At 61.8% G+C, this 22,616-nt stretch carries 21 protein-coding genes and 4 pseudogenes; 12 read left to right on the forward strand and 13 right to left on the reverse strand.

Features of this window, described 5'->3' with window-relative positions:
- Positions 1-17: 17 nt before the first annotated feature.
- The 6 genes from OVY48_RS06020 to OVY48_RS06045 form a co-directional block, all read right to left on the reverse strand.
- Complete coding sequence (locus OVY48_RS06020) at positions 18-1,784, reverse strand: UvrD-helicase domain-containing protein (RefSeq protein WP_313922111.1); 1,767 nt, start codon at positions 1,782-1,784, stop codon at positions 18-20.
- Positions 1,777-3,846: an ATP-dependent endonuclease gene (locus tag OVY48_RS06025; protein ID WP_313922112.1), complete on the reverse strand. Its 2,070-nt coding sequence runs from the start codon at positions 3,844-3,846 to the stop codon at positions 1,777-1,779. The genes OVY48_RS06020 and OVY48_RS06025 overlap by 8 nt, the downstream gene beginning before the upstream one ends.
- Before the next feature lie 59 nt (positions 3,847-3,905).
- A complete protein-coding gene (locus tag OVY48_RS06030; protein ID WP_313922113.1) occupies positions 3,906-5,399 on the reverse strand; it encodes a Shedu immune nuclease family protein in 1,494 nt (497 codons plus the stop codon).
- 75 nt (positions 5,400-5,474) lie between these two features.
- Positions 5,475-5,858 carry a helix-turn-helix domain-containing protein gene (locus OVY48_RS06035; protein WP_313922114.1) on the reverse strand — a complete coding sequence of 128 codons (384 nt, stop codon included), beginning with the start codon at positions 5,856-5,858 and terminating at the stop codon, positions 5,475-5,477.
- An 8-nt stretch (positions 5,859-5,866) separates the two neighbouring features.
- Positions 5,867-6,226 (reverse strand): type II toxin-antitoxin system RelE/ParE family toxin, encoded by a 360-nt coding sequence (locus OVY48_RS06040; RefSeq protein WP_313922115.1) that lies wholly within the window; start codon positions 6,224-6,226, stop codon positions 5,867-5,869.
- An 88-nt stretch (positions 6,227-6,314) separates the two neighbouring features.
- Positions 6,315-7,310 carry a tyrosine-type recombinase/integrase gene (locus tag OVY48_RS06045; RefSeq protein ID WP_313922116.1) on the reverse strand — a complete coding sequence of 332 codons (996 nt, stop codon included), beginning with the start codon at positions 7,308-7,310 and terminating at the stop codon, positions 6,315-6,317.
- A 72-nt stretch (positions 7,311-7,382) separates the two neighbouring features.
- Here OVY48_RS06045 and OVY48_RS06050 point away from each other — a divergent pair.
- Positions 7,383-7,623 (forward strand): annotated as a pseudogene (locus tag OVY48_RS06050) (helix-turn-helix domain-containing protein); the annotation flags it as partial.
- Positions 7,624-7,711: 88 nt separating this feature from the next.
- Here OVY48_RS06050 and OVY48_RS06055 read toward each other — a convergent pair.
- Complete coding sequence (locus OVY48_RS06055) at positions 7,712-8,122, reverse strand: helix-turn-helix domain-containing protein (RefSeq protein WP_313922117.1); 411 nt, start codon at positions 8,120-8,122, stop codon at positions 7,712-7,714.
- Positions 8,123-8,200: 78 nt separating this feature from the next.
- Here OVY48_RS06055 and OVY48_RS06060 point away from each other — a divergent pair, with 78 nt between their 5' ends.
- From OVY48_RS06060 to OVY48_RS06090, 7 genes and pseudogenes are all read left to right on the forward strand, one after another.
- Positions 8,201-8,599, forward strand: a complete 399-nt coding sequence (locus OVY48_RS06060) for a mercuric transporter MerT family protein (protein WP_313922118.1) — start codon at positions 8,201-8,203, stop codon at positions 8,597-8,599.
- Between the two features lie 27 nt (positions 8,600-8,626).
- On the forward strand, positions 8,627-8,956 hold the full coding sequence (locus tag OVY48_RS06065) for a heavy metal-associated domain-containing protein (protein ID WP_313922119.1): 330 nt from the start codon (positions 8,627-8,629) through the stop codon (positions 8,954-8,956).
- A 13-nt stretch (positions 8,957-8,969) separates the two neighbouring features.
- A complete protein-coding gene (merF, locus tag OVY48_RS06070) occupies positions 8,970-9,218 on the forward strand; it encodes a mercury resistance system transport protein MerF (protein WP_313922120.1) in 249 nt (82 codons plus the stop codon).
- 2 nt (positions 9,219-9,220) lie between these two features.
- The gene (merA, locus tag OVY48_RS06075) at positions 9,221-10,651 is read left to right on the forward strand and encodes a mercury(II) reductase (protein WP_313922121.1); all 1,431 of its coding nucleotides are present in this window, start codon (positions 9,221-9,223) and stop codon (positions 10,649-10,651) included.
- An 11-nt stretch (positions 10,652-10,662) separates the two neighbouring features.
- A pseudogene (merB, locus tag OVY48_RS06080) lies at positions 10,663-11,214 on the forward strand (organomercurial lyase MerB); the annotation flags it as partial.
- Between the two features lie 135 nt (positions 11,215-11,349).
- Complete coding sequence (gene merD, locus OVY48_RS06085) at positions 11,350-11,748, forward strand: mercuric resistance transcriptional repressor MerD (RefSeq protein WP_313922232.1); 399 nt, start codon at positions 11,350-11,352, stop codon at positions 11,746-11,748.
- On the forward strand, positions 11,741-12,859 hold the full coding sequence (locus OVY48_RS06090) for a glycosidase (RefSeq protein ID WP_313922123.1): 1,119 nt from the start codon (positions 11,741-11,743) through the stop codon (positions 12,857-12,859). The genes merD and OVY48_RS06090 overlap by 8 nt, the downstream gene beginning before the upstream one ends.
- Positions 12,860-13,018: 159 nt before the next feature.
- Here the strand turns inward: OVY48_RS06090 and tnpC are convergent.
- The 3 genes and pseudogenes from tnpC to OVY48_RS06105 all read right to left on the reverse strand — a co-directional run.
- A pseudogene (gene tnpC / locus OVY48_RS06095) lies at positions 13,019-14,491 on the reverse strand (IS66 family transposase); the annotation flags it as partial.
- 191 nt (positions 14,492-14,682) lie between these two features.
- Positions 14,683-15,243, reverse strand: coding sequence for a recombinase family protein (locus OVY48_RS06100; RefSeq protein ID WP_062348316.1), 561 nt, complete (start codon positions 15,241-15,243; stop codon positions 14,683-14,685).
- Between the two features lie 180 nt (positions 15,244-15,423).
- Positions 15,424-15,837, reverse strand: coding sequence for a MerR family transcriptional regulator (locus OVY48_RS06105; protein WP_007015439.1), 414 nt, complete (start codon positions 15,835-15,837; stop codon positions 15,424-15,426).
- Positions 15,838-15,912: 75 nt separating this feature from the next.
- On the opposite strand from OVY48_RS06105, the gene OVY48_RS06110 reads away from it, so the two are divergent.
- The 4 genes from OVY48_RS06110 to OVY48_RS06125 all read left to right on the forward strand — a co-directional run bounded on the left by OVY48_RS06110 (position 15,913) and on the right by OVY48_RS06125 (position 21,168).
- Positions 15,913-16,308 carry a mercuric transporter MerT family protein gene (locus OVY48_RS06110; RefSeq protein WP_007015440.1) on the forward strand — a complete coding sequence of 132 codons (396 nt, stop codon included), beginning with the start codon at positions 15,913-15,915 and terminating at the stop codon, positions 16,306-16,308.
- 12 nt (positions 16,309-16,320) lie between these two features.
- Positions 16,321-16,650, forward strand: a complete 330-nt coding sequence (locus OVY48_RS06115; RefSeq protein WP_081096816.1) for a heavy-metal-associated domain-containing protein — start codon at positions 16,321-16,323, stop codon at positions 16,648-16,650.
- A 38-nt stretch (positions 16,651-16,688) separates the two neighbouring features.
- Positions 16,689-18,107 (forward strand): mercury(II) reductase, encoded by a 1,419-nt coding sequence (gene merA / locus OVY48_RS06120; RefSeq protein ID WP_030089546.1) that lies wholly within the window; start codon positions 16,689-16,691, stop codon positions 18,105-18,107.
- A gap of 91 nt (positions 18,108-18,198) precedes the next feature.
- Positions 18,199-21,168, forward strand: coding sequence for a Tn3 family transposase (locus OVY48_RS06125; RefSeq protein WP_030089545.1), 2,970 nt, complete (start codon positions 18,199-18,201; stop codon positions 21,166-21,168).
- A gap of 50 nt (positions 21,169-21,218) precedes the next feature.
- On the opposite strand, the pseudogene OVY48_RS06130 reads toward OVY48_RS06125, so the two are convergent.
- From OVY48_RS06130 to OVY48_RS06140, 3 genes and pseudogenes are all read right to left on the reverse strand, one after another.
- Positions 21,219-21,453, reverse strand: a pseudogene (locus OVY48_RS06130) (transposase); the annotation flags it as partial.
- Between the two features lie 198 nt (positions 21,454-21,651).
- Positions 21,652-22,065: a phosphoribosyl-AMP cyclohydrolase gene (gene hisI / locus OVY48_RS06135; RefSeq protein WP_313922124.1), complete on the reverse strand. Its 414-nt coding sequence runs from the start codon at positions 22,063-22,065 to the stop codon at positions 21,652-21,654.
- Positions 22,066-22,208: 143 nt separating this feature from the next.
- Positions 22,209-22,523: a hypothetical protein gene (locus OVY48_RS06140; protein ID WP_313922125.1), complete on the reverse strand. Its 315-nt coding sequence runs from the start codon at positions 22,521-22,523 to the stop codon at positions 22,209-22,211.
- Positions 22,524-22,616 lie beyond the last annotated feature (93 nt).

Consider the following 22,616-nt stretch of genomic DNA (forward strand, 5'->3'; position numbering starts at 1 on the left):
GTCATGGCAAGCCACCCTCATCCCTGCGGCATCTCGGGCGCGGCAGGCAGCGCGATGATATTCGCCGCGCCGAACCAGGCCGTCAGCTTCGCCATGGCGTTGGCGCTCAGGATCTGCGTGAAGAGAAGCGCAAGGCGAACCTTGGGGCGTGAGCAGGCGACATAGAAGAGGTTACGGTTGCTCTCGAAGAGGGCCGCCTTGTCGGCAGGCGGACCGGCATCGATCCACTCGAGCATCTGCGCGAAATTATACTTGTTCCAGCCGCGACCGACAATCACGAGCACATTCTCGAACTCGGCGCCTTTCACGCCATGCTTGGTCGCAAACGGCGTGTGCCCATCGATGAAGCGGTCGAGGGCGATAAGCTCCGTGTAAGGAACGGCGCGCAGCTTGCGCAGCTGGGTAACGCGGCGGGACTCTCCCTCTACGGGCTCCGGCCCCACGTCCGCCAACCTGCGCTCACGGTCCTCGACCGCCTCGGGGAGCCGCATGTGCGGTTGCGCGGCGATGAAGTCGATCACCTCGCCGATCGAGGCGGACAGGCGAAGCGCGATCAGCGCCTGCATCGCCTCCGCCCACGCAACCTTGTCCTGATGCCGTCGAATGCGCGGCATGCCTGCCCCGAAACATTCGAACATTTCGCCAAAACGCTGGCTCGCAAAGGCCGCGCTGGCGGGCTCAAGCTGATCGGTCAGGAATTTGATATGCGGATCATCCTTCTTCAGCCAGGGATCATTGAACTGGCCGTAGATGGGCGGGATGCTGGCATAGCCTTGCTCGCGTGCCAGCACGCTGTGGCTGAGCATGAGGATTTTGGTCTTCTCGATCGCAAAGTCCCAGCCTTCATCGGCAAGCCGCGTCTTTATGTGCTGGAAATAGGCCCGGGCTGCTTCGGGGCTGGTGTCGCCGGTCCAATGACCGCCGCCCTGGCCCGTGCGCCGGACGCCCGGCCAGCCATTGGTATGGAAGACGCGCGCTTCCCCCGGCGCGTCAGGATCGCCCACCATCTGCGGAAGGGCAGGGCGCATGCGATTCAGCATTTGGACGATCGGATCGACCGAGCGAAAGTTGGCGTTCTTGTCGATGACCTCCAATGCGGCGTGCTCGACCAACCCACAACCCTCGCCATAGATCTTCTGCCAATGATCGCCGAACAGCCCGATCAAGGGACCTTCCCCGAGATCGAGGAACCAGCCCTTGAGCGCATCGACAAAGGGGGCGTCGGTATCCTGATATTCGTCGATCAGCAGGATAGGATAGCGCGCGGTCAGCACCTTGCGAAACTTCGGCAACGCCAAGGCTTGAATCATCAGCGCCAGCACGTCCTCGTGCCGAAGCGTGACCTGCTCGTCGCTGACACTGGGATATCCCAGCTCGTAGTGGACACGCCGCGTGCCAATGCCGCCGACGGGTTCGAGGCGCTCGGGCCAATCGGGAAGGTCGGGCACCAGCTGACGCAGCGTCGTCTGGAAATCCTGCAGAACCGACCAGCAGAAGCCATGCACCGTTTCTGGGCGAACCGCGGGATGCGCTTGGATGCGAGAATTGATCTCGTCCTTGGCGACATTCGTATATGTAATGCAGCCTACCTGCTGACGCCGGCGCAAAAGCTCGACGCCACGCCGGTCGATCAGCCGGCGCAGCGCCTTCTCGAGCGAATAGGTCTTGCCCGCGCCGGCGCCCGCTTCCAGGCGAAAGCTCCGGCCCTCGTCGAGGCAGGCGAACATGCGCTCCAGCGCGACGCGGCCGGCGGCATCGGCGGGACTCTCGGGTCCGTCAGCCATCCTCGCCAACCTCGGCCACATTCACCTCGACGCCCACTGCATCGGCGATGATCTCGATCGCGACGGCCACTGGCGGCACGGCCGGTGCCGGGTTGCCTTGCGCCAGCCAGCGCAAACCCTCGGCAATGTATCGGGGCACATTCCAGTCGGTGTGCTCGATCGCATGGGCGAGCGCGAAGGTCGATTTCTTCTGATCGGCGGCATGTTCATAAGCGAGCATTGCCGGATCGCCCTCGCCGAGGTCGAAGCGATCGGGATTGGCGAGAATGAAGGCGTCCTCGAAGCTGCGCGCGCACGGCCCGCCGTCCGCCTCAGGTATTTGGTAGGCGAGTCGGCGGCTACCGGCCGTTTTGTCAACCGGCGCCTTGGCCAGCAATTCGGGCGGGGACACGGCGTTCCCGAACCAAGCCTTGATGCAGCCGTTGCTGGTGAACTCTCCTTCGGCCACGGGGACTGCCTTGCGTTTGCCGTTCTCGCTAGGCTTCACGGCGTCGATGTCGGTGATGATCAGCGTCCGCAATTCGAGGAAGGTGAGGAGATCGAAGAAGCGGTGCGCGTAGGCGCCGCCGACTTCCATCAGCGTCAGATACTGGCTGCCGAGCTGGGGCTCTCCGGCAGCGGCCGCATCCGTCTTCCGGATCATCGCAGGGAGCAGAAGGCGCTCCGAGGTTCCTTCGATCAGCACGGCCTTGTCGGCGAAGAACAGGTCGCACCGCGTGAGCGTCAGATACTGGTGCAGGAACTCTCGATCGGGCGCAGGCGCACCCCCCATGCCCTGGCGCAGATCCTTGACCACCGAGCGCCGCAGACCATCGCCGTCGGCTACCGACAGGAAATAGCGCATCGACTCGAAGCGGGCTTCATTCGCCATGTGGGGCGAATGGGTCGTCACGACGAACTGCACCGGCCAGGGCCGGTTTTCATTGAGCTGCGCCACGAAAGCATTCGCGATTTGGTCGAGCTGGCGGATGAAGACCTCCTGCATCTGGGGATGCAGATGGGCCTCCGGCTCCTCGATGAAGATCAAATGGACGCCAGCCGCCGCCGGGGTTGCCTGATATTCGCGAAAGAAGCGCAGCAGCTGGAGGAGCATGTACACCAGGTTGCGCACGCCGAGGCCGTTATAGGTTTCGGGCAGGGTGACGCCGTTCACGCCGACATAACGGACCTTGGTATGGTCGTTCAGGAGCTTGTCGACGTCGAAGCTGGTTTCGGTAACGAGCCCGGGATCGGCCAGGCCCGGATAGCCAAACAGGTCAAAAGTGGGCAGCAGCGAAGTCAGGTTCGCGTTGAATCCGGCATGAAGGTCGCTCTGGATTTGCTCCACCGCCGCCTGGAGCTGCTCAGCCGTCGAGCGCTTTTCGGGATCCAGCGGATCCACCAGAGCCGATTGAAAGAGGACTTCGACGACCTTGCCGAGCACATCGCGTTCGCGGTGGGTGTCGTCGTCGAGCCCACGCTGCGCGTTAATAAAGCCGCCGTGGATCAGCGCGGTGAGCGTCTTCGGCTCGAGCGCCTTGCGGTTGGTCGGATCGTTGGGATCGACCGCTTCGAGCGAAGTCGCATAGGCGGCGGGCAGACGGCTACCGAGTGCGCGAAACAGCGTGACGCGGTCTGCTGCCGCATCTTCGCCGGGCGCGACGATCCCATCGAACAGCGCCTCGGCAGCCGTCGGGCGGGGATCAAAGGTGAGGACCAGCCGCGCGTCTGTACAATCGGGATTGAGATCGATGATACAGTCGCTGAGGGGTCCTAGGTCGGGTGCGTCGACATCGTAGGCGATATCAAGCGTGACGGTGATCGATGGCAGGTGATCGCGGACGTCGGCAGCGCCGGCGCGATAGGCCTCAAACGCGGTCCAGAAGCATTCATGGCAGCCTAGCGAAAAATCCTCGAGCCTGAAGGTTAGCTTCTTGTCGGAAAGCAGCCGGCGGAACAATTCGGCGATCGAGGTCTTGCCGCTATTGTTGCGGCCGACGATGAGCGTGGTCCGCTCCTCCAGCCCGACCGCGACGTTCCGTAGAAGCCGGAAATTCTCGATCTCCACATGTTTGATTCGCATGCATTTCCGCCCTCATTCGCCCAACGCTCAGTGTCGCGATTATCTCTGTGCCGACAACCTCATTCGCTCGTGTCGGTTGCAGCATGACTGCATCGGCCAGCGTCACCGTCATCCTTGAGAAACTCAAGCAAAGACTGCAGCTTGGCGAGCAGCTCATCAAATGTAATGATGATCACGTCCTTCAGTCCATTGCGGAAGAGTTCAAAGGACTTCCTTTTGGCTTCGTCTCCGGGATTGCGGCCCGCGATTAAAACGCATTGAATTCCGTAGGAGTAGATGTCGAACTGGTGGGAATCGACTTTCTTCTGTTTGATATCCATCTGGAGCTTATATCGCTGTTCGGCCACTTGCGTGACCGCGCCTGACAAATGCCTGGTGGGCGCATGCACCTCGTCGCGATAGCTTCGTGCCTCAACCAGACCGGTCTGCGGCGTCTTGATTTCGATGATGCCAAGATTGCCATATAGACCGGCTTTCATCACGAAATCCGCAATCTTCCCGCCGGAGCCATCAAACTTGGTGCCTCCGACCGTCACTTGATCCCTGAACAATATCACCGGAAGGCCAAAGGCGAGCCGCAGCACGAACGGATTGGCGAGGAAGAACTTCTGCCAGAACGCCTCGGCGTGATTTTCGTCGATGCGCAGCGACAGGCGCGCGATAAGATCCTCAAGCGTGATCAGCTCTATCTCTCGGCTCAGGTCGAGCAGATCGACCGGATCGGCTTCCACGAGTTCCCGAGCAGATGCCTTAACTGTCTTCAGCGCAGCTGCAGCCACACCCAAGGGGCGCTTGCGGCCGGTTTGGGCGAGGGAGCTGGCGAGCGATGTCGCGAGCGCGTCGAGATCCTGAGGCTGAGCGGCGCTGCCGGCAATGCCGAGCTCTCGCTCCACCTGGCCGCGGAGATAGGTCTGCTTTGACTGATTTCCGAACAAGACCGCCGTGTTGTGGCTCCGCCGGATAGCCCGGCGCCATCGATCGAGAGTGTCGTAGGGGAGGCGCAGCGTCCCCTCGGCCTGAGTGGTTTCGAAATCCTCGCACAAGGTGATGTCGCTGACACCCTCTATCCGCTCGAGTGCCTGGATGATGAAGCGATATTCGTGATTGAGTCCGAAACCCGCATAGGGCTGGCGCACACAGCCAAGCGGCAGCTCCTCAAACTCCAGCGAGACGTTCCCGTCGCCGCCGAAGATGTTGCCGTGGCCTTCAAAGGTGATGGTCCGGATTTTCCGATATTTCGGCTTGAGGAAATATCGGCTGTCGCTCGTCAGCGTCATTGGGAAGGTCGTGAGCCGGTCATGGTCCACGTCGTATCGTGCCAGGACGATCCCTCCATCCGGCACAGTGAATTCTGGGTTGGCCGTAACGGCGCGGGTAATGGCCTTTTCCGAGAGGAGGACCTGCAGCATGAAATGTCCGGCGCTCCGGGTCAGCTCGAGCCCAAGCGCGTCCTCCGTCCGGTGCGCCACGGCGTAGACTTGGAGGAAGTCGTCGGTGACCGCAGCGCGCTCTATCTCGAGCTTCTCGGCCGACGGTCGGATAGGACGTCTCATAGGAATTGCGCCCCAGCTTGATAGCGAACGGGTCGGACAGGAGCGCCCTCATCCGCATGCGTAAGGCATGGCTTGCTAAGCGTGGGTTTCAGCCTTGGTTCGGCGGCGTCGTGGCGCTTCGGGCTCCGCTTCCAGATCACCAATCTCCTTGATAGTGACCGGCGGACGATCGGGAAACTCTGCGACCAGATTGAGGTGCCCGCCCATCGCTTCGATGTAACCACGGAGGGTGGACAGGTGCATGTCGGTGCGCTGCTCGACACGAGACACGCCGTCCTGACCCATCTTCAACTTACGCGCGATCGCCTTCTGCGTGAGGTTTCGCGCTTTGCGAAGATCGCGCAGGGTCAGCTCTTCAGCGATCAGGGCGCGCGCGCGCGCCTTGACGCGTGCCTGCCGCTCCGGCGACATGCTGTTGAAAACGTCATCGATGGGAACGGTTTTATAGTCATTCGCCATGGTTGGCCTCACTTGCCCGCAAGGGCTGCTAAATGTTCGTCGAAACGCTCGTCGGCCTTGTCGATGAGTTGCCGATAGAAGCGCTTCTGCTTCACCCCTGACTTGTCCCCTCCCGTCAGCAATATGGCCTGGCGGTCTGGATCGAATGCAAACGCCACCCGCCAAACCCCATCGGCTGCTTCAAATCGCAGCTCTTTCATGTTTGCATGCCGCGACCCGCTCAACGTGTCGCAATGCGGGCGGCGCAGCTGGGGACCAAACTTCTTGAGCAACTCGGTCATGGCCACCAGCTCATCGACGACTTCTTCCGCCAATTCGTCAAGCTCGACACGAAACCGGGGGTGCAGGTCTACCGTCCAAGCTATCACCGCATATATGGCTTAGATGACATATGTTGTCAACGCCATATTTGCCAATGAGCCAGCTAGGTCGGCGGGCGACCAGAAATCGTCGCCGCTACAGAAATTGCGCACCGGCATGATCGTCGAACAGCTCGGCGCTGCGCACATATTCCGAGAGCACCTGGACCGACTTGTGCCGGCTGACGTCCTGCATCTTGAAGATGCTCGCCCGGTTGGCGGCCGCTTCGGTGAGGAACCCCGCCCGCAGCGAATGACCGGCATAAAATGCCGGATCGTAGCCGGCCGCCGCAGCAGAGCTCTGAACCAGGCGCGCGATCGCCCGGTCGGACATGCGATCGTCGGTAAGCTGGTCGCCGCGGGTGAGCCGCCGGAACAGGGGCCCCTCGGCGTGGCCGGCGGCGGCCATCCAGGCGAGCAGCAACGCCTTCGGCCGGATCCGCTTGCCTTCGGGAATGGCGACGATGACGCCTTCGCGGGTCTGGTCGGTCTTCGATTTGGCGATCATGAGCTCGATGCCTTTCGCGACGAGCCCGACATCGGGCACATCGAACGCCACCAGTTCGGACCGGCGCAGCGCGGCCGACATGCCGATCGCCAGGATCGCGCGGTCGCGGACCGCCCGCAGGCCATCGCCTTCGATCGTATCGAGCATGTGGCGGAGCATCGACGCGTCGGCGGCACGCTTGCGGACCTTGGGCTTGCCGTGGGTCGCGCGGATGCCGGCGAGCACCTCGAGCAGCCGGCCGGAGCCGGGCACGGTGTTGGGCGGGGCGTAACCCGCCTGGCGGTGATAGTAGGCGATTGCCGAGATCCGCTTGCCGATGGTGCGCGGATTGGTGCCGGCGTCGGCCTCGGCGCTGGCGAACACGGCGACGGCGTCGGGGCTCGCCGGCAGCGGATCGATGCCATGGCGATCGCACCAGGCAGTGAAGATCTTCCAGTCGGCCTCATAAGCGCGGCGGGTCGACGGTGCGCGCGAGGCCCTGGCATAGTCGGCGGCGCGCTCGATCTGTGCGTGGAGAATATCCGGCAGCGCAGGCTGTGCGGGCACCACCGGCAAGCGCCGCGACGGATCCTTTTCCTCGGTCATCGCACGACCCATATCTTACCCCTATCCGCGCATCAATCCACTGTCCGAGAATCACACTTCTCGGACAGTGGCGGGGCCGTCGCCCATTTCGAGCGGCGCCTGATCTCCGAACGCACGCGCGACGGCATCGCGGCCGCGCGGGCAATAGGGCAAGCGGCCTGGTCGGCCGCCCCTCGACATGACCAAGGTCGATGCCGCCATCAAACTGGTTGAAGCCCGGATTTCGCCGGCAGAAGCCGCCAGGCAACTTGGAATCGGTCGATCAACCATCTATCGGGAAATGCGCAGGATGGGTGTCGAGCGTCCCGCCTGATCGGCGGGTTAGCTGGATTGTGGACGGTCCGCTGTTGCGCCAGAAGGTGTAGTTTGCGAGAGAACACGAAATCCTAACGCTCAGCGCGTCATGCGAGCACCTCGATGATCGGGCAGTCTGGCACCATATCGTCGGAGCATTGCGCAGCGGTCTGGGTCAGCACTTTCTCGATGCGCCTGAGATCGGCGATCTTCGCGCGCACATCGGCCAGATGCCGCTCAGTGCGCTCCTTGACCTCTGCGCAGGTCTGCGCGCCGCCCTCGACGAGGGCAAGCAGGCCGCGTACTTCGTCGAGCCAAGAGCCGAGTTCGCGGCCGCGCAAGATGAAGCGCAGGCGGGATACGTGGTCCTCGCCATAAATGCGGTAGCCGGAGGCCGTGCGCGGCGGGTCCGGCATCATGCCGATTTTCTCGTAATAGCGGATGGTTTCCAGATTGCAGCCCGTAAGCTTGGCCAAGTCAGCGCGCTGCATTCCCTTCCCGAAAACGTGATCGCTCATCGGTCCAAAAAACCTCTTGTGTCTGTAGTACCTACAGAGCGTAGCATGAAGTGGAATAGCAATCGAGAGGTGAGTCGCATGGATCGCGCCAATGTGCAAATGCAGGTGCCCGAGCAGCCAAAGGCAACGGTGAATCGCCGGCCAGGATGGTTCGCGGCGGGCGGCGTGGTCGGAGCGATCCTCGCCTCGACCTGTTGCATCGCGCCGCTTCTCCTGCTGATGCTCGGCGTTTCCGGCGCCTGGATGGGCAACCTCACGGCCCTTGAACCCTACAAGCCTTACGCCGCCGCCGTAGCGCTCGTCTTTATCGGACTCGGTTTCCGGCAGGTCTATTTCAAGCCGAAGGCGGCCTGCGCGGAAGATTCCTACTGCGCCCGCCCGCAATCCTCGCGCATCACCAAGGCGGCGCTATGGCTGGCCACGGTTCTGGTCCTGCTTGCCCTGACAATCAGCTGGTGGGCGCCGCTGTTCTACTGATCACGCTACCCCATAGGAGAAACCCATATGAAACGACCCCTTCTCATCGCGATCGGCGCGGCGGCCCTGGGCGCCGCCGGCCTTCTCTCGGCGCCGACGTTTTTACCGCTTGCCGCGCAAGCTGCCCCCGCCCAAGCCGCCGCGGTCCAGAAGACAACGTTCAGCATCGAAAACATGACCTGCGCCATGTGCCCGGTGACAGTGACAAAGGCGATGAAAGGCGTCGCCGGAGTGAAGTCCGTCACCGTCGACTTCGCCGCCAAAACGGCGACGGTCATTTATGACCCGGCGACCGCCACCGTCGCAGCCATTGCCGCCGCGTCCAGCAATGCCGGCTATCCGGCCCGCCCGGCGTGATGAGGGCCGCAGCATGAAGGACGCAACGCTTCTGAAAACCGGCATCGCCGGCTCGCTCATTGCTGTGATCTGCTGCGCCACGCCTTTGCTGGTTGTCCTGCTCGGCGCAATTGGGTTGTCGGCCTGGCTGGGCTGGATCGATTATGTCCTCATGCCGGCGCTCGCCTTCTTTGTCGTGCTCACCGGCTATGGCCTCTGGCGCCGACAGCGCGCCGCAGATTGCTGTGCGACTGAAACACAAACGAACAAGGAAAATAGCTGAACATGTCAGACTGCTGCACCACCGAAGGAAGCCGTAAGGGCGGCTACGACCTTGCCGTCATCGGCGCCGGATCGGCCGGATTCTCGGCCGCGATCACCGCCGCCGATCAGGGCGCCAATGTCGCGCTGATCGGCCACGGCACCATCGGCGGCACCTGCGTCAATGTCGGCTGCGTGCCGTCGAAGACGATGATCCGCGCGGCCGAGGCGCTGCATGGTGTGCGGGCCGCGCAACGCTTTCCCGGCCTGGTCGGGGAAGCAAGTGTGGCCAACTGGCCCGCGCTCGTCGCGGCCAAGGACGAGCTGGTCACCAGCTTGCGGCAGAAGAAATATATTGACCTGCTGCCCGAGTACAACGGCGTTGCCTATCTGGAAGGCGCGGCGCGTCTGAACGGGCAGGGCGTGATGGTGAATGGCGCCGCGATTTCAGCGGGCAAGATCATCATCGCGACCGGCACGTCGCCGGCCCTGCCGGACATTCCCGGCATTGAGGATGTGCCTTATCTCACCAGCACGACTGCCCTGCAGCTTGGCGCGCTGCCGCGCTCATTGCTCGTCATCGGCGGCGGCTATATCGGCTGCGAACTGGCGCAGATGTTCGCGCGCGTCGGCGTGGCGGTGACGCTCATCACCCGCCGCCGCTTGCTGCCGGAGGCCGAGCCGGAAATCTCCGAGGCGCTGACCGGCTATCTCCGCGACGAGGGCATTACCGTCCGGACCGGACTATCTTATCGCGGAATCGCGCGCACGGCTGCCGGCGTCGAGCTGAGCATCACCACCGACGGCGCACAGCAGGTGATCGCCGCCGAGCAGGTGCTCGTGGCCACCGGACGGGCGCCGAATACCGATGGCCTCGGCCTTGCCGAAGCGGGCATCGCCCAAGCCGGCAACGGCAGTGTGGTCGTGGACGACCGGATGCGCACCTCGAGACCGGATGTCTATGCGGCCGGCGACGTCACCGGGCGCGATCAGTTTGTCTATATGGCGGCCTATGGCGCGAAGCTCGCCGCGCACAACGCGCTGAACGGCGACGACCTCGTCTACGACAATACGGTCATGCCCTGGGTCACGTTTACCGACCCACAGGTGGCGGGCGTGGGACTGAGCGAAAGTGCAGCGCAGGCAGCGGGCTTCGAGACCAAGACCTCGATCGTCGCCCTCGACCAGGTGCCGCGGGCACTGGCCGCTCGCGACACACGGGGGTTGATCAAGCTGGTCGCTGACAAAACGTCCGATCGCCTGCTGGGCGGTCAAATCGTCGCGCCCGAGGGAGCCGACAGCATCCAGACCATGGTGCTCGCGATCAAACACGGCATGACGACGAAGGCGCTGGGCGAGACGATCTTTCCCTATCTCACCACGGTCGAGGGCCTGAAACTCGCCGCACAGGGCTTCGGCAAGGATGTGGCAAAACTGTCCTGCTGCGCAGGATGAAAGAGAGCGTCATGAGCCCCACTACATATATCGAGCATTTCCCGTCGATCAGTCGGTCTCAAGATTCCGCGGAACTCCTCGTCGCGCTGTTGCGGGAACTCGCCAAGGGGCGCCCGGTATCGCGAACCACGCTTGCCGGGATTCTCAACTGGCCTGATGAGCGCATCGCCGCCGTGCTCGCGCAAACCGCCAGTACCGAATATGATGATGACGGAAACATCATCGGTCACGGCCTCACCCTATGCGAAACGGCGCATTGTTTCGAAATCGACGGTCGCCTCCTCTACGCTTGGTGCGCGTTGGATACATTGATGTTTCCGGCGCTGCTCGGCTGTACAGCCCGCGTCTCATCGCGTTGCGCTGCCACCGGAGCGCCCGTTTCGCTTACCGTTTCACCCGTCGATATACAGGCTGTTGAACCCGCCGACGTCGCGGTATCGTTGGTGCCGCCGCAGGAAACAAACGACGTTCGTCAGTCCTTCTGCTGTCATGTCCATTTCTTTGCTTCTACCCATGTGGCGCAAGACTGGGCCTCCAAGCGTCCGGGGTTGACCATCATCGGCGTTCGGGAGGCTTTTTGTGTGGGCCAGGAGCTGAATCGACAGCTGTTGCACCCCGCCACACCGGGCAACGCCATGATCGCATACAACCCAGTTGACATCGGATTTGCAGCGCGCGGATCGAACTCCGGGGAGCGCATGCCCTGCCGACTGAGGAGGGAGGTGTCCGATGCCCCTTACACAGCGTCCCGTCTGGCCCATGATGCCGGAGTGAGCGTACATATTGTGCGCGACTATGTGCTGCGCGGGCTGCTGCGCCCGGCGCGCCGCACGCAGAGCGGTCACCGTCTCTATGACGATCATGCGCTGGAGCGGCTGCGCTTTGTGCGCACCCTGTTCGAGGCGGGCGTCGGCCTCGATGAACTGACCAGGCTGTGTCACGCTCTGGACGGCGGCGGCGATGCCATCGAATTTCTGCTATGCCTGCGGGCACAACTTGCCGCGCGGCGCGCGGCCCTGGACGTGCTGGACGGGCATCTGGAGCAAATGATTTCCGCCATCGGTGCCGACACCGCCAAAGAATCCGCCCGTGCCTGACAACCCTGCTTCCGAATCATCCTTCCACTGCCGCCTTTGGCCGGGCGGGTCGCCGCAATTGCGCCCGGCCAGCGCCGCATCGCTGACCATAGGCGATCATACCCGTGAGCCCCCGCCCGGGCGATCGCCTGTTCGCGGCGGCGATGCGGCGCATCATCCCTCGTCGAGCGCTGCCACGCGCTTGATGGCTCGCGATAAAGTCATTCCCAATCCGGTTATCCTAGACTTCAATGTCGAGCGGCTCGAGCGGGTGACGCTTGAGGGTCCGCCAGCGCTGACCGAGCGCGCTCATATGAGCCCCTACGTCTGGGCGGCCGAGGATGGGGGCTATGAGATACTGATCCGGGCGCGCCCAAGGAGGCAGGCGGCGTGCACCGACACCGGCGTCATCTGGCACGGCCGAAGCAAGGATGGCGTCCATTTCATCATGACCGACAGGCCGGCGATCATGCCCGGTCCTGACCCGATCGACATCGGGGGATGCGAGGATCCAACACCGGTTTGCATGCCTGACGGCAGCTACGTCGTTTACTACACAGGCGTTCTCGATGATTTGGCGACTGGCCAGCTGCTCTACGCGACAGGGCCCGCTATTGATCGGCTGCAAAAGAAGGGCATCGCGCTCGCCTCATCGAAATCCAAGGGCAACACGAAAGAAGCGACGGTGATCTGCGCGCCTAGCGGGCGCTGGCGGATGTTTTACGAATATGCCGAGGATGACCACTCGGTGATCGGGCTCGCGTGCGGCCCAGACGCCGCGGGTCCCTGGAAAGAGGGACCCGAGCCCTTCCGTCCGCGCGAGGATAGCTGGGACAATTGGCATCTGTCGACCGGCCCTATGCTGACCGATGATCCTGACATGCCAGTGATGTTCTATAATGGCGCCACCCGTGACGCACGATGGCGCATCGGCTGGGTGGCGTTTGACCGCGATTGTTCTCACGTCGTCTGCCGCGGCATCCAGCCGCTACTGACGCCGCCGCCGGTCGAGGATCGTTCCGCGACCGACATTGCCTTTGCGTCGTCTGTAATCGTTGAGGACGGACGCATCTGGCTCTATTACTCGTTGAAGGACGCCGAACTGGCACGCGCGGAGCTTCGACGTAGCTAGTCGCTTAGCCGAGCCACAACCCGTCGTTCTCGCCTACGGCATCGGCGTCAACTCCACCGCGCTGCTGGCCGAACTGGAATCGCGCGGCGAAGCGCCTGACCTGGTTCTCACCGGCGATCCCGGCGGTAAGCATACGCCGAGGACCGCGGCGAAGTTGGATCAGGCGGCGATAGCGACCTTGACGGCGGGCCAATTCCACGGGAGCAATTCGTCGAGACGACTGACAGGATGATCGGCGATGCGGGCAAGGACATCGGCGAGCCAGGCCTGAGGATCGACCTCGTTGAGGCGACAGGTCTGGATCAGAGAATAAACGACCGCCGCTCGCTGGCCGCCTCGATCGGAGCCGCAGAATAGCCACGACTTGCGCCCAAGAGTCACGCAGCGCAGAGACCGTTCGGCGGCGTTGTTGGAGAGGCAGACCCTGCCGTCATCGAGGAAACGGGTGAACGCATCCCAGCGGCGCAGCATGTAGTTGATGGCCTTGGCCACGTCGTGGTTGCGTGAGATCCGGGCGAGCTGCGCGTTCAGCCAGTCTTTGAGTTCCGCCATCAGGGGCGCGCTGAGTTCCTGACGAACCGCGAGGCGCTCGGCCGCGCTCGTGCCATTGATGTCGCGCTCAATGGCGAACTGGGCGTCGAGCTTCTGCACGGCCTCCAGAGCGATCGGGTAGATGATCGGCGCCTTCTCGCCGCGGCTCTTCTTGCGAGCCGCGCCCTCGACGTCGGCCAGTTCGAAAAACTTTCGGCGCGCATGGGCAAAGCATCCTGCCTCCAGGATAGGCGCGGGCTTGCGATCGGCCGCGTACAGCTCGGTGAACCCGGCATAGGCGTCGGCCTGCAGGATGCCGGACCAGGCCGCAAGGTGGCCTCGTGGGCGATCGCCGCGTCGGTCGGGCGAATAGTAGAAGACGACCGAGGGCGGATCACTGCCTCCGAAGGGCCGGTCGTCGCGCACGTAATCCCACAATCGGCCGGTAATGGTCTTGCCCTTGGCCATGATCGGCACGGTGGTGTCGTCGCCGTGCAACCGCTCGGCGGCCAGCGTGTGGGCCTCGATCAACTGGTAGATCGGCATGAGCGCTAGACAGGCAGCGCCGATCTGGTCGGCGAGCGTCGATAGGCTGAGTGGCACGCCTTCGCTGGCAAAGCGCTCGGCCTGGCGGTGGAGCGGCTGATGCTGGCCGTACTTGTCGAACAGCAGCATGGCGAGAAAGCTCGGGCCGGCCCATCCCCGCGAGGTGACGTGGAACGGCGCAGGCGGCTGCGTGATCTTCTCGCAGTCCCGGCAGGCGAACTTCTCGCGTACGGCCTGGATGACCTTCCACGAGCGAGGGATCACCTCGAGCGTCTCGGTCACATCTTCACCGAGCTTGGACAAGCGGTCGCTGCCGCAAGCCGGGCAAGAGCACGGCGCGGAAACGACCACGCGTTCGCGTGGCAGATGTTCGGGAAACGGCTTCCTGACCGGCTTCTTGCGCTCGAATGCGGGAATGGTCGTCGTCTTCGCCGCGGCGGCTTGGGCAGCCAACTCGTCCTCGGCCGCGTCGGCTTCGAGATCCTCAAGCACGAGCTCGTACTGTGCGAGCAGGCGCTCGGTGCGTTCGGCGCTGGCGCCAACCGCGTCGCGCCTGTTGGTCTTTACCCTGTCGCCTGGTCTCCTCGGGATCAATGATGGCGCGACCACGTCGCAAGGGTGACCCATGGCCGTGATCAACCGATAAAGACCGTAGCCGGTCGGTCCGGCTTCGTAGCAGAAATGGGCGTCGCCTCAAGGTTTGTGCGTCAGACAACGATTTCATGGACAAAGGCGGGAAAGGCTTTTCATGTCGCTGATCGAAGGTACTGATAGAGGGTTTCCCGGCTGATCCCAAGATCGCGAGCGATGGTAGCCTTCTGCTCGCCAGCTGCAACCCGTTGCTTCAACTCGGCCACCCTGTCATCGGAAAGCGACTTCTTCCTTCCGCGATAGGCGCCGCGCTGTTTGGCGACAGCAATCCCTTCGCGCTGTCGTTCGCGGATCAAGGCCCGCTCGAATTCGGCAAATGCCCCCATCACCGACAGCATCAAATTGGCCATCGGCGAATCTTCACCCGTGAACGCCAGGCTTTCCTTGACGAATTCGATCCGGATGCCCCGCTTGGTGAGGGACTGGACCAGCTTGCGCAGGTCGTCGAGGTTGCGCGCGAGGCGGTCCATGCTATGCACGACCACCGTGTCCCCCTCGCGGATGAACGATAGCATGGCTTCAAGCTGTGGCCTGTCGACGTCCTTGCCCGATGCCTTGTCGGTGAAAATCTTGTCGAGTGCGACACCATCCAGTTGGCGATCGACATTCTGATCGAATGCACTGACCCGGACGTATCCGATCTTTTGCCCATTCATCGTCCGCTCCTGGCCAATATGTCAGGTTGGACTCTATAAACTTGGTACGCATATGTCAAGAAATGTGATTCGGCGTTCTTATCTGACACAATTACCGCAAGCATCCTGACGTCCAGGTAGACTATACTCCAGATTGACGACAGAAGATCAAATCCCGCAAAAATAGCGGCCTCACTTGTCCTATACGGACGAAAACTGAAGTGCGTCCAAAATAGGACATTCGGCAACGTCGTCGCCGGTGCATTTGTCTAATGTTGTCGCCAGCGCCGCCTCTATCTTCTGCAAATCGGCAATACGGCGACGGACATCGTCAAGGTGTGCTTGGGTTCTCCCCATCACCTCTGCGCACGTTTGCGCTCCAACGTCGGTCAGCGACAACAAAGACCGAATCTCATCCATCGCAAAGCTCAGATCGCGGGCGCGCAGGATGAACTGCAACCTTTGCACCAGTTCCGGCGAATAGACCCGGTAGCCATTGGCGTTGCGCGCCGGTGCTGGCAGCAATCCGACCTTCTCGTAATAGCGGACGGTTTCGAGATTGCAGCCGGTCCTCCGGGCAAGCTGAGCGCGTAAAATGCCAGATTGTGGCTGCATGAAAAACCTCTTGAGTCTGTACCTACTACAGAGGCTACACTGCGAATCACGAAGGCGGAAGAAAGGATTTGCGGCATGGCCTCAGCGCCTGAATCAGGACAGTCAGCCCTCACTGAAAACGACGAGCCGAAGCGGGCGAACTGGGTCGCCACGGGCGCGCTGATCGGCGCGGGGCTGGCCTCCGCCTGCTGCGTCGTGCCGCTCCTGTTCGTTACGCTTGGCATATCCGGCGCGTGGATCGCCAACCTGACCGCGCTCGAACCTTACAAGCCTTATGTCGCGGCGGTGACGCTGGCTCTGCTCGGCTACGGCTTCTGGCATGTCTATTTCAAGCCGAACCCACCCTGTGAGGACGGCTCATATTGCGCTCGTCCGCAATCGGCCCGCACTACCAAAGCGGTGCTGTGGCTGGGTCTCGCCATCGTCATCCTCGCGCTCACCATCGACTGGTGGGCACCTTGGTTTTATTGAAAGGGTACACCCATGAAGAAGACTATACTCATTGGGCTGGCCGTGCTGGCAACCGCCGGTGGCGGGGTCGCCCTAGCACTTGACAATTCAGCACAGGATCGCCCTGCGGCCACCGCAACCGCTCAGAGGCAAGCCACCTTTGCCATCGAAAACATGACCTGCGCCACCTGCCCGATCACCGTGAAGAAGGCGATGGAAGGCGTGGCAGGTGTCAGCGCGGTGACGGTTGATTTCGCCGCCAAGACCGCGCGCGTAACATATGATCCTCGCCGCGCGAATGCTGCTGCGATTGCCGCTGCGTCGACCAATGCGGGTTATACGGCGCGCGCTATTCAAAACTGAATGACGGCGCCCGTCGCGCCTGAAGAAAGCTGTATCCAATGAACGATTGTTGCAACCGCCCTGGGCGGGATGGATATGACGTGGCCGTCGTCGGTGCGGGCTCGGCGGGTTTTTCCGCCGCGATCACCGCCGCCGAACTCGGGGCGAAAGTCGCGCTGATCGGCCATGGCACGATTGGCGGCACCTGCGTCAATGTCGGCTGCGTTCCGTCCAAGACGCTGATCCGTGCCGCCGAGGCGGTGCACGGTGGGCGAGCCGCCACGCGCTTTCCCGGCCTTGGCGGTAACATTCAACTAGGCGATTGGGCGCAGCTCGCGGCATCAAAGGATGAATTGGTCAGCACGCTGCGCCAGAAAAAATATGTCGATCTTCTGCCCGCCTATTCCGGGGTAAGCTATATCGAGGGCAAGGCACGCTTCGCAGACGGTGCGCTGATCGTTGACGATGTGCCGATAAAAGTCGGCAAGGTCATATTGGCGATGGGTGCGCACGCCGCCGTGCCGCCGATTCCGGGGATGGACAGCGTGCCCTACCTAACCAGCACATCGGCGCTAGCGCTGGATCGCCTGCCCAAATCGCTGCTGGTGATCGGTGGCGGGGTGATTGGGGTTGAACTGGGACAGATGTTTTCGCGTCTGGGCGTTGATGTCACCATCTGCTGCCGAAGCCGCCTGCTTCCCGAAATGGACCCGGAAGTGAGTGCCGCGCTAAAAAACTATTTGGAAGCCGAGGGCGTGCGGGTTTGCGCAGGTGTCGGCTATCAGCGTATCGCCCAAACACAGAGCGGGGTCGAATTGACCTGCGAGGGGCATCGCGACACCGTCGCGGCGGAACAGGTGCTGATTGCCACCGGACGCCGACCCAATAGCGACGGGCTTGGGTTGGAGGAGCGCGGCATAGTGCTTGCCCGTAATGGTGGAATCGTCGTCGATGACCACCTCGAAACGTCGGTCTCAGGCATTTACGCGGCGGGCGATGTAACGGGACGGGACCAGTTCGTCTACATGGCCGCCTATGCCGCAAAACTGGCCGCGCGCAACGCGGTGACGGGCAACCAATACCGCTACGACAATTCCGCCATGCCATCCGTCGTTTTCACTGACCCGCAAGTCGCCAGCGCAGGCCTCACTGAAACTACAGCACGGGCGCAAGGCCTGGACATCAAGGTTTCGCTGCTCCCGCTCGACGCTGTGCCAAGGGCACTGGCAGCACGCGATACGCGGGGTCTCATCAAACTGGTTGCCGACAAGGCAAACGACCGTTTGCTGGGTGGCCAGATCATGGCACCCGAAGGCGCGGATTCGATCCAGACACTGGTGCTGGCGATCAAACATGGCATGACCACCCTGGAATTGGGTGCAACGATATTTCCTTACCTGACCACTGTGGAAGGCCTCAAACTGGCGGCCCAAACGTTTGATAAGGATGTCGCCAAACTGTCTTGCTGCGCCGGGTGATTGCTCGGGGATCAATCTACAACGAATAGACACCCTCCAGCGCGAGCCGCTTTGGTGTTAATTTTGTCGTTCGACTCAGCGGGAGAGCAAAATGGCACGGCGCCGACTTCTGACCGGAGACGAGCGACAGCGCCTGTTCGATCCTCCTGTCGAGGAAATCGCGATCATTGGGCATTATACCCTTTCCGCGGAAGATGTTGAATTGGTTGGGCGCCGCTATGGTCCAGCAAATCGCCTCGGTCTGGCTGCACAAATCGCTTTGATGCGACATCCCGGCTTTGGTCTGCAACCCGAGATCGGGCTTCCCGACGTCATTCTTCAGTACCTCGCGGCACAGTTATTCGTCGATCCTTCCTCCTTCTCTGCATATGGTCAGCGCGCGCAAACACGTACCGATCATGCCGATCTCGTGGCGCGTTATCTTGGCATACGCCCGTTTCGACGCGGCGACCTGGCACTTGCCCTGAATCTTGCCGCGCAGGCCGCCGAGTATACAGACAGAGGTGAACCGATTGTTCGCGCCCTAATGGTTGGCCTGAAGGGTGAGCGGTTCATTCTTCCGTCAGGCGACACGCTGGAACGCGCCGGTCTTGCTGGCCGGGCACGCGCACGCAAAGCTGCCGCAGCCGCAATCGTCGAAGGCCTCAGCTCTGCTGAACTGACACGGCTAGACGAACTCGTAATCAACAACCCGGATTTCGGCATGACGCCGCTGGCGTGGTTGCGTAATTTCAAAGAAGCCCCGACTGCGGCCAATATCAATGGCTTGCTTGAGCGCCTGCGCTATGTTCGCGGCATAAGTGTCGACCCGGCAGTTGGGGGCGCCATTCCGGAATTCCGCTTTACCCAGTTTCTCCGCGAAGGCGGCGTGGCACCGGCATTCCTCCTGTCGGATTACAGTGTCAATCGCAGGCGGGCGACGTTGACGGCCGCAGTGATCGACCTTGAGGCCAGACTTGCCGACGCGGCGGTCCAGATGTTTGACCGGCTTATCGGCGGCATGTTCACGCGTGCCCGACGTGGGCGCGAACGTCGCTATCAAGACAGCATTCAGTCGGTGGGGCAACTTATGCGGCTGTTTGGTGCCACAATCACAGCACTTGATGAGGCTGTCCAGAATGGCGGCGATCCGTTCGAATTGATTGACGAAGCGGTGGGCTGGCACCGACTTGTTGCGGCAAGGGCCCAAGTCGATGCCCTTGCTGATCTTGCCGGCGAGGACGCACTGGTAACGGCAACCGAGCGTTACGCCACGCTACGGCGTTTCAGCCCAGCATTTCTGGACGCTTTCGCGTTCAAGACATCGGGAAGCGGATCGGCACTACTCAAGGCTATCGATGTCATTCGCGATGCGAACACACGAAAGTCGCGCGACCTTCCCGATGGCGTTCCACTGCCATTCCCCAATCGGCAATGGAAGCGCCTCATCACCGAAAACGGCCGTATCGACCGCCGACGTTATGAAATTGCGATCATGGCAACCTTGCGCGATCGTTTGCGCGCCGGTGATGTATGGATCGAGGGAACCCGCAACTATCAGTGCTTCGATGCCTATTTGCTGGGTCGGCGCGACGCCGCCAAAGTGGCCGATGCGCTTCCGTTCGATTCAAATGCTGCGTCCTACCTCGCTGACCGGTCACGAAATCTTGACTGGCGGCTGCGCCGATTTGCCAAACAGTTGAAAGCAAACAAGCTTGAGGGAGTGTCGCTCGAACGAGACCGGCTCAAGCTTCAGAAAATGCCGCCTGTCACCCCACCGGAAGCTGAAGCCCTCGATCGTAAGCTCGATACCCTGCTTCCCCGCGTGCGCATCACCGAGCTGCTGCTTGAAGTCGCCGAACGCACTGGTTTTTTGAACGCATTCCGTGACCTGCGTTCAGGCAAGGAGCATGACAACCCCAGCACGGTACTCGCCGCAATTCTGGCTGACGGCACCAACCTCGGGCTGGAGAGGATGGCCAATGCCAGCGAAGGCGTCAGCTATGCCCAGCTCGCATGGACCCACAACTGGTACCTTTCCCCCGACAATTATCAGGCCGCACTGGCCATGATTATCTCAGCCCACCACGAGTTACCCTTCGCGCGGCATTGGGGTGCTGGCACCAGTTCGTCGTCCGATGGCCAGTTCTTCCGGTCGGGGCGGAGCCGTTCGGGGGCGGCGGACGTCAATGCCAAATATGGAACCGAACCTGGCGTGAAAATCTATTCCCACCTTTCCGATCACTTCGCATCATTCGGATCACGGATCATGTCCGCGACGGCAGGTGAAGCGCCCTACGTGCTCGACGGCCTTGTCCTGGGCGCTGGCAACCTTCCGTTGCATGAGCACTATACCGATACCGGCGGCGCGACCGATCATGTTTTCGCACTCTGCCACCTGCTCGGGTTCCGCTTTGCGCCCCGACTGCGCGATATTGCCGACCGCAAACTGGGTTCGATCGCTGCGCCATCGACATACAAGGGCATCGAAAGCCTGATGGGCCGCACCATCAAAACCGCAGCGATCGAGGCTGATTGGGATGACATCGTCAGGATTGTCGCCTCAATCAAGGATGGCACGGTGGCGCCGTCAGTAATCTTGCGAAAGCTTGCCGCCTACAAACGCCAGAACAGGCTGGATTTTGCATTGGCTGAACTGGGCCGTATCGAGCGCACTTTGTTCACGCTCGATTGGCTCGAACAACCGGAACTGCGCCGTGCCTGTCAGGCCGGTCTCAACAAAGGCGAAGCGCGGCACACGCTTGCCGCCGCCATCTATACCAACCGGCAGGGCCGGTTCACCGATCGCTCGCTGGAAAATCAGGAATTTCGTGCATCTGGGCTGAACTTGCTGATCGCGGCGATTTCCTACTGGAACACGGTCTATCTCGACCGCGCCGCCAAGCACCTCAACGCCGTCGGCACAACGTTCGATGCGGCACTGCTCGCGCACCTGTCTCCGATGGGCTGGGCGCATATCAGCCTGACCGGCGATTACCTCTGGGAACAGGCAAGGCGACTTCCCGCAGGTGAATTCCACCCACTCAACGAGCCAATGGCGCGGTTGAAGCGTGTTGCGTAGCCGATGTTCCGCTTATGTCCGAGAAATCGTTGTCTGGCGCACGAACCTTGAGGTAACGCCGGATGGGTACGATACAGGATCGCCTCGACAATGCGCCGCAGCGGCCATTTGCGAGGTCGCGCAGCATGCGACGCTGGAGGCAACAGCGGCTCCAGAACTGCCCACTCCGCATTAGTCATATCGCTTGGCACATTGCGATGCCGTCTGGGGAGGGCGGCAACCACCCCATCTTGGCAAAGCCAGCCCGCTTCGCGCATGAAGGGCGCGAGTGGTATCAGTCCACATCGTTGGATCCACGGTAGTTTTTGGCGAAACCCCTGAATCAACGACAGGCAAAGCCGTCAAGCTAACCTACTGATACCACTCAACTTAATTTCCGATCAGACACTTAGATGCCGCACAGGTGCGTGGATCACAGAAAGCAGGATTTGCTGAAGCCCCTGTGCACAAACATGTCTCAACGGGCATGTACAGCTTATTGCCTCACTTTCTGAGGCGGCCTTTCAGCGCGAACAATGGCCGAGCGTGGGATAGCCGTTGGAGCGTCGGACCCTCCGACCCGGTCACGATTCGGCGATAGAAACAACTGGTTCGGCCGGTGTGACAACAGCCGCCGTCGCCCGCGACGCGCACCTTGAGCCAGACCGTGTCCTGATCACAGTCGATGCGCAGTTCATCGACCTGTTGGATCTGCCCGCTTGTCGCGCCCTTATGCCAGAGACGCTGGCGGGACCGGCTCCAGTACCAGGCCTGGCCGGTCTCGATCGTCTTGTTCAACGCCTCCGCATTCATCCACGCCAGCATCAGCACCACTCCACTCGCGACGTCTGTCGCCACAGCGGGAATGAGCCCGACCTCATTGAACCCTGGCAACAAGGCCGAGCATTCTTCGATCATCTCCGCAGGGTCCGCTCTTAATGGGTCAGGTCGCTGATCTTCCAGTGGCATGGCATTCCTTGATTGGCACGTACCAGTTCTATGGATGATCGTCCGGCCTGAGCGATCGCACCGTGCGCTCCGGACCGCCCGAATCATTGCGATTAACGGGTCCGCCGTTCGTTCGCAGGCTTGACGATATCAAGCTCGACGTCCTGCCGCGCTTCAGATACATCGCATGCGCAAGTCGGGTCGGCATCCACGCGATTGGACGAAGCCCTGCGCCAACGCATCACGGCGTAGCCGATGGCCGCGGCCAAGAATGCCAGCACGGCGGTCAATGCAAGACCCTGTCCGCTAAGCCAGCCCACGACACCACCTACTGCCGAGCCGATAAAAAGCGGCCCAAGGCAGCAAAGCGCGACCAGTGGCGCGACGACAATCGCCGTCATAAGTCCGGCTGCTGGCTTTTCGTTCATGAAACCTCTCTTTCCGCGCTAGTGGCGCTGCCAAGCCATCTGTGCTGCGCTGCTCGTTAGTTCACATTGACGATCGTCACGTTAGAACTGCTA

This window comes from Sphingobium sp. SA2 (genome assembly GCF_032227065.1).
GTDB lineage: Bacteria > Pseudomonadota > Alphaproteobacteria > Sphingomonadales > Sphingomonadaceae > Sphingobium.